General features: G+C 68.8%; 6 protein-coding genes and 1 pseudogene. 4 read left to right on the forward strand and 3 right to left on the reverse strand.

What is annotated here, in order from left to right; all coding sequences use genetic code 11:
• On the forward strand, nt 1-316 hold a 316-nt coding region (locus AC08ON_RS13020; protein ID WP_476617060.1), incomplete at its 5' end, for a hypothetical protein.
• Between the two features lie 222 nt (nt 317-538).
• Nucleotides 539-1,951: an FAD-dependent oxidoreductase gene (locus AC08ON_RS13025; protein ID WP_476617061.1), complete on the forward strand. Its 1,413-nt coding sequence runs from the start codon at nt 539-541 to the stop codon at nt 1,949-1,951.
• A 101-nt stretch (nt 1,952-2,052) separates the two neighbouring features.
• On the opposite strand, the gene AC08ON_RS13030 is transcribed toward AC08ON_RS13025, so the two are convergent.
• The 3 genes from AC08ON_RS13030 to AC08ON_RS13040 all read right to left on the reverse strand — a co-directional run bounded on the left by AC08ON_RS13030 (nt 2,053) and on the right by AC08ON_RS13040 (nt 5,046).
• The gene (locus AC08ON_RS13030) at nt 2,053-2,712 is read right to left on the reverse strand and encodes a sulfotransferase family protein (protein ID WP_476609515.1); all 660 of its coding nucleotides are present in this window, start codon (nt 2,710-2,712) and stop codon (nt 2,053-2,055) included.
• 253 nt (nt 2,713-2,965) lie between these two features.
• The gene (locus AC08ON_RS13035; protein WP_476608191.1) at nt 2,966-3,415 is read right to left on the reverse strand and encodes an Hsp20/alpha crystallin family protein; all 450 of its coding nucleotides are present in this window, start codon (nt 3,413-3,415) and stop codon (nt 2,966-2,968) included.
• A gap of 680 nt (nt 3,416-4,095) precedes the next feature.
• On the reverse strand, nt 4,096-5,046 hold the full coding sequence (locus tag AC08ON_RS13040; protein WP_476608190.1) for a LysR substrate-binding domain-containing protein: 951 nt from the start codon (nt 5,044-5,046) through the stop codon (nt 4,096-4,098).
• Nucleotides 5,047-5,110: 64 nt separating this feature from the next.
• Here AC08ON_RS13040 and AC08ON_RS13045 point away from each other — a divergent pair, with 64 nt between their 5' ends.
• Nucleotides 5,111-5,242, forward strand: a complete 132-nt coding sequence (locus tag AC08ON_RS13045; protein ID WP_476608189.1) for a hypothetical protein — start codon at nt 5,111-5,113, stop codon at nt 5,240-5,242.
• 33 nt (nt 5,243-5,275) lie between these two features.
• Nucleotides 5,276-5,655 (forward strand): annotated as a pseudogene (locus AC08ON_RS13050) (catalase/peroxidase HPI); the annotation flags it as partial.

A 5,655-nucleotide genomic window follows, 5' to 3' on the forward strand; every position in this document is an offset into this window, starting at 1 on the left:
CGGCTCAGTGTTGGAATACGTCAAAGCTATGCGCGTTCTCGATGGTGTCGGAGGTCGCCATGCTGGAATCTCCCCTGGCCCGGTCCCGTCGACCTGTGCAGACTCATTTCTATTTCACTTTCTATTTCACCACAGCTGGTTCGACAATATCAACGGCCAGTCATTACGTCATCCCATCGATCGATGGGAACAGGCTATGGCGCCCACGACGAAGTCCTTGGATTTTTATGATGTTCTCGCCCAGGATTCCGGGAAGATTAACCCACGAGTCGATCCGGCGGGCCGCCAATACCTCATGGCTGCTCTGGCTCCATGAACCTGCTCCATGCACCGCGCGAAAACCGCGCGAGAGACCGGGCAAGAGGGAGTTCATGTGACACCTGCTGCGCACGCTGCTGACGCGGGTCGAGAAACTGGAGCTGCCTGGAGCCGCTCAGCGACAGCCCCCAGGACAAGCCGAACGTCAACTTCCGCGGCCCTGACGGACTCCCGGCCGCCCCGCGGTAGCCGGGGGCACGCCGTCGTCCTCGGCGCCGGGATGGCCGGGCTCCTCGCGGCCCGGGTGACGGCCGAGTTCTTCGACCGGGCGACGATCATCGAACGAGACGACCTCACCACCGAGGGTACTCGCCGCGGCGTCGCGCAGGGATCCCATCTGCACGCCCTCACCGAACGAGGCCGGTTGTGCCTGGAGGAGCTGTTCCCCGGGTTCACCGACACCGTGACCGGCCACGGCGCGCCTCGCGCCCACATGCTCGTCGAGACCCGGTGGTACGTCCGCGGGCGGCGGTTGTACCCCACCGACACCGGGCTCACCTCCCTGCTGGCGAGCCGGCCGCTGCTGGAGAGCGTGCTGCGGGAGGCCGTACTCGCCCGTTCCCAGGTCCGCCTGCTGCAGCGGGTACGCGCCGTTGGGCTGGTGGGCCGGCCCGGCCCGGGCGGTCCGGACGAACCCGGCCGGATCGTCGGGGTCCGGGTCGAACGCCTCGACGGTGGCCCGCGGCCGGACGACGCCCGAGTCAACGGCACCCAAGCCAACGGCACCCGGCCCGACGGGGTACGCCCTGCGGATGCGCACCTCGACGGCGGCGAGGTCATCGAGGCGGAGCTGGTCGTCGACGCGACTGGCCGCGGCTCCCGGGCAGCGGACTGGCTCGCCGCGCGCGGGCTGCCCGTGCCCGTGCGCGAGCAGGTCGACGTCGACCTCGGCTACGCATCCCGCGTCTACCGGCGACGCGCGAGCGACCTCGACGGCCAACGTGCGGTTATCATCTCGACGATCCCCGGGCTGCGTGGCGGTGGCGCCGTCGCGCAGGAGGACGATCGGTGGATCGTCACCCTGGCCGGCATGCTCGGCGAGCATCCGCCCACCGACCCGGACGGGTTCGCCCGTTTCGCGGCAACCCTACCCGCTCCCGACATCGCCCGGCTCATCGCCGACGCCGAGCCGCTCGGGGATCCGACCCCCTATCGCTTTCGCGGATCGGTGCGACGCCCGTACGCACGCCTGCGCGAGCCCAGCGCCGGCTTCGTCGCCCTCGGGGACGCGGTGTGCAGCCTCAACCCGCTGTACGCCCAGGGGATGACGGTCGCGGCCCAGCAGGCGCTGGCGCTGCGGGACGCCCTGCGGGACACGCCGGACGCGCTCGGCCCACCCGCCGCCCGCACCGACGCCGATCTGCCCCGGCGGTTCTTCACCGCCGCGGCCGTTCCCGCCGACCTGGCCTGGGCTCTGGCCACCGGAAATGATCTTGGATACCCACAGGTGCAAGGGCGGCGCACCCCGCGGATCAGGCTGGTCAACGCCTATCTGCCCCACGTGCACGCCGCCGCGCATACCGACCCGGTGGTGGCCCGGGTGTTCATGCGGATCATCAATCTGGTCGAACCGCCGTCGGCCCTGCTGCGACCGGACGTCCTCACTCGGGTGCTACGCGCCCGCCGCTCCTGATCCTCCACGCCGGCGGCCGGCTCCGGGTGCCGTGGGATGCGCACGTGCCCGGGACCGCGCCGGGCCGGGAATCCCCGCCTCAGCCACCGAGCTGGGCGGGTTCACGGCTGGACACCACTCGCGCTCATGGCCGCGACGACACGTTCACGGTGTTTCGCCGCGTAGGCTTCTCTATTGTTCAGCCGGGGGAACTGTTCCCCCGGAACCGGCACACCGAGGAAGTCGCACAGGGGCCCCCACCCCTGGGCGACGTCGAATACCAACAGACGGTCGGCTGAGATCTCGCGTTGCACCGCGGCATTGTGCTCCGCGAAGACCTGTAGGGCGTTGTCCTTGTCCGCGAAACGCCCCTTGAAGACACCGTCCCACACCACCAGATTCATCATGGTGATCACGCGCATGGCTTCCGCGCTCATTCGCGCCGGTCGGTTCGATATCGCCTGGAACAGCGTGCTCCGCGCACTGTCATACCACTTTTCCGGGTCGCGAACCGTAAGAATCACTCGAGCCGACGGGTAGTGGTCGGCGAGCTCCCGCCAGAACCGGGCGCCCGGCCAATCGACTGTCGATCTGTACTGGCCGTACAGCGAGTCCCAGTCCACAGGAGCGCCTTCAGCGGCACTCGTCCATGCGGCAATGGTCTCTCGGTGCGCGAGGACCTCGTCCATGTGATGACAAGGGCCGTAACCGAGCTGTTCGAGGGCCAACTTGAGCGAAAGCGTTCCGGTGCGCCCGAAGCCCGCACCAATGATGTTGATCATTTCCCTCCTCCGTAGACAACGGATGCAACATTAACGACCATTCCGTTGCGAATCCAGAGGGAATTTTGATAATCTATCATCCTGGTAGGGATTGTGTAGTTGCAAGTACCCCAACTTCCCGCACCCGGTTGTCCGGTGTAGTTTTATGGAGGATTCAGGATTCAGGATTCAGGATTCACCACGGCACCGCGGCCAGGCGGGCACGGCCCCCGCCGGGGATAGCGGACACGCGGGCAGCGGCCCCGCCGCCGGGTCAGCTGCCGCCGCCACTGCCGCCGGTGACCTCGATGTGCCTGGGCTGACTCTTCCTGGACTTGGCGAGCCGGATCGTCAGCACCCCGTCGTCCAGCGACGCACTGACCGACTCCGGGTCCACCTCGCCCGGCAGCACGATGCGATGTTCAAACCTGCCCACCCGGCGGGTCTGGCGGCGTAGCACGCCCTTCCGTTCCCGCTCCTTGGTCTCACCGGTGACCCGAAGCTCGTTATCCCGCAGGTCGATCGAGACATCGCGGCCGCGCACCCCGGGGAGTTCGAGTTCAACGATGTAGGCATCGTCGGTCTCCTCGATGTCGACCGGGACGACGGTGGCGGCCAGCAGTCCCACCGGTCGGCCTTCCGCGCCACCGACGACCTCATCGAGCAGGCTTCCCATCCGGGTCCAGGCGTCCTCGATCTCCCGGAACGGATCCCACCTGATCACCGGGACCGGACGTTGGCTGCTTCGCACCGGAAATGCCATGAGGTTCCTCCACCCGTCAGTATCATTTCGACATCATTCGATTCGACCACACAATCAGCTGTTATCGGCCAAATACTTCCATCGCCGTCTCCCTGGTCGTCGGCGGGTAAATCGGCCGCGGCGGGAAACACTGACCACTGCTTCGGGGTTGTTCCGCAACCGCCGCAACGGTGAACAACCGGCGCGACCTCCCCGGAGACGGCCACCGCCTGGGCACACAGCACCCGGGCAGGTGTGGAGGCCGCGAAGCACGGCGGTCCCGCCATCCCCTCGAATCAGTTTTCCTCATCAAGACGAGCCGGCGGGACCCTGGCCCTGTCCGCTGACGGACAATGAACCCAAAGTCCTTCTACCCAGCTCCGCCCGCACGAAACCACAACCGGGCGACGGTGCGGGCATCGCGGCATCCCGCTCTGCCCCGGCTGGTCGCGCGGCTGAACGCACTCCCAGGGGCTCCCCGAGCACCTCGGCAACCAGCCCGCGATCGTGACCACGCTGCAGGAATGGCATGACATCCTCGCGGCTGTCAGCCGGCAACCCGCCGAGACGGATCCGCTGCCAGTGGATCCGCTGCCAGTGGCACAGTGGCGTGCGCTCGCGGCCGGCCTGCCGCATTCCCCGGAGCCCGCCGAGGGCGCGCGTCAGACCACCGCGGCCGGCACCGGGGCAAGGGCGAGACCCGTCCCCGGCAGGGCGGCCCGCACCTCGGCGGCGAGCAGGTTCCAGTCCGTCACGCGGGCCGAGGTCGAGCGGTAGGCAAGGCCGACGCACCGGTGCGGCGCGGGCCGACGGAACGTGGCGACGGCCAGGCCCCGCCCCTCGCCGACCTCGACTCCGACAGCGGCGGCGGGGACGAGGGTCAGCCCCAGGCCACCGGCGACCATCTGGACGATCGTCGACAGGCTCGCCGCACGCAGGGTGGAACGCTCCCGTGCCCCCGCCTCCCGGCAGACCTCGAGTGCCTGGGCCCGGAAGCAGTGCCCGTCCTCCAGCAGGAGCAGATCCTGCCCGCCGATGGCGGCGACCGGCACGGCGGCGCCACCCGCCAGCGGGTGCTCCGCGGGGGTGACGAGGACAAAGTCCTCGTCGTACAGCGGGATCTCGGCTGTCCCCGGCTCATCGGTGGGCAGAGCGAGCAGCGCGAGATCGAGCGCACCGCCGCGCAGCTCCGCCAGCAGGGTGGCCGTCTGAGACTCCCGCAGCCGCAGCCGCAGCCGCGCCTGCGGCCACCGTTCCCGCAGCGTCGGCAGCAGCTGTGGGAGCAGGTAGGGGGCCACCGTGGGGATGACTCCAAGACGGATGTCACCGACCAGGGGTTCCCGGGCCCGGATGGCCAGTTCACCGATGTCGTCGACGGCACCCAGTATCCCCCGGGCCCGCCGGACGATCTCCTCCCCGAGCCCGGTGAGCAGGACGCTGCGGGTGGTGCGTTCCACGAGCTGGACGCCCAGGGTGCGCTCGAGCGCCGCCACCGCGCTGGACAGCGTCGGCTGGCTGACGTTCAGGGCCGCCGCGGCGCGGCCGAAGTGCCGGTGATCGGCCACTCCGACGAGGGCGCGCAGCTGGGCCAGGGTCGGGTGCGGACTAGCCATAGATTGAGGCTATCAAAGTTGCGGAATTTTTCGATTTCTCTTCCGAGTCGCCGACCGTGACAGTGTGACAGTTGTGACAGTGGAGTCATCCCTGCGCGGCTTCTCGATCGACGAGGCCGTCAACGAGGCCATCAACGACGGCCGCGGCCATCTACTGGGGCCGGCGCCCCGGCTGTTCCACCGCACGCGTTCCTGATCGCTCCTGATCCGTCTATGCCCGGAGGGTCCCATGTCCGAGAACCATGACGCAGTCGTGTACAACACGAACGCGGAGAACGGCGGTGGCTGCCCGGTCGCGCACGGGCGCGCCCCGCACCCCACCCAGGGCGGCGGAAACCGCGGCTGGTGGCCGAACCGGCTCAACCTGAAGATCCTCGCCAAGAACCCCGCCATGGCCAACCCCCTCGGCGGGGAGTTCACCTATGCCGAGGCCTTCCGGACCCTCGACCTCGCCGCCGTGAAGCAGGACATCGCGGCGGTGCTGACTACCTCGCAGGCCTGGTGGCCGGCCGACTACGGTCACTACGGCCCGTTCATCATCCGGATGGCGTGGCACAGCGCGGGTACCTACCGCATCAGCGACGGCCGCGGTGGTGCGGGTGCCGGCCA

Source organism: Frankia sp. CoWAU3, from assembly GCF_977971855.1.

Bases quoted from the DNA above. Each gene is read 5' to 3' on its own strand.
- AC08ON_RS13025 (WP_476617061.1), top strand. From the start codon at position 539: ATGGCCGGGCTCCTCGCGGCCCGGGTGACGGCCGAGTTCTTCGACCGG.
- AC08ON_RS13030 (WP_476609515.1), bottom strand. From the start codon at position 2,712: ATGATCAACATCATTGGTGCGGGCTTCGGGCGCACCGGAACGCTTTCG.
- AC08ON_RS13040 (WP_476608190.1), bottom strand. From the start codon at position 5,046: ATGGCTAGTCCGCACCCGACCCTGGCCCAGCTGCGCGCCCTCGTCGGA.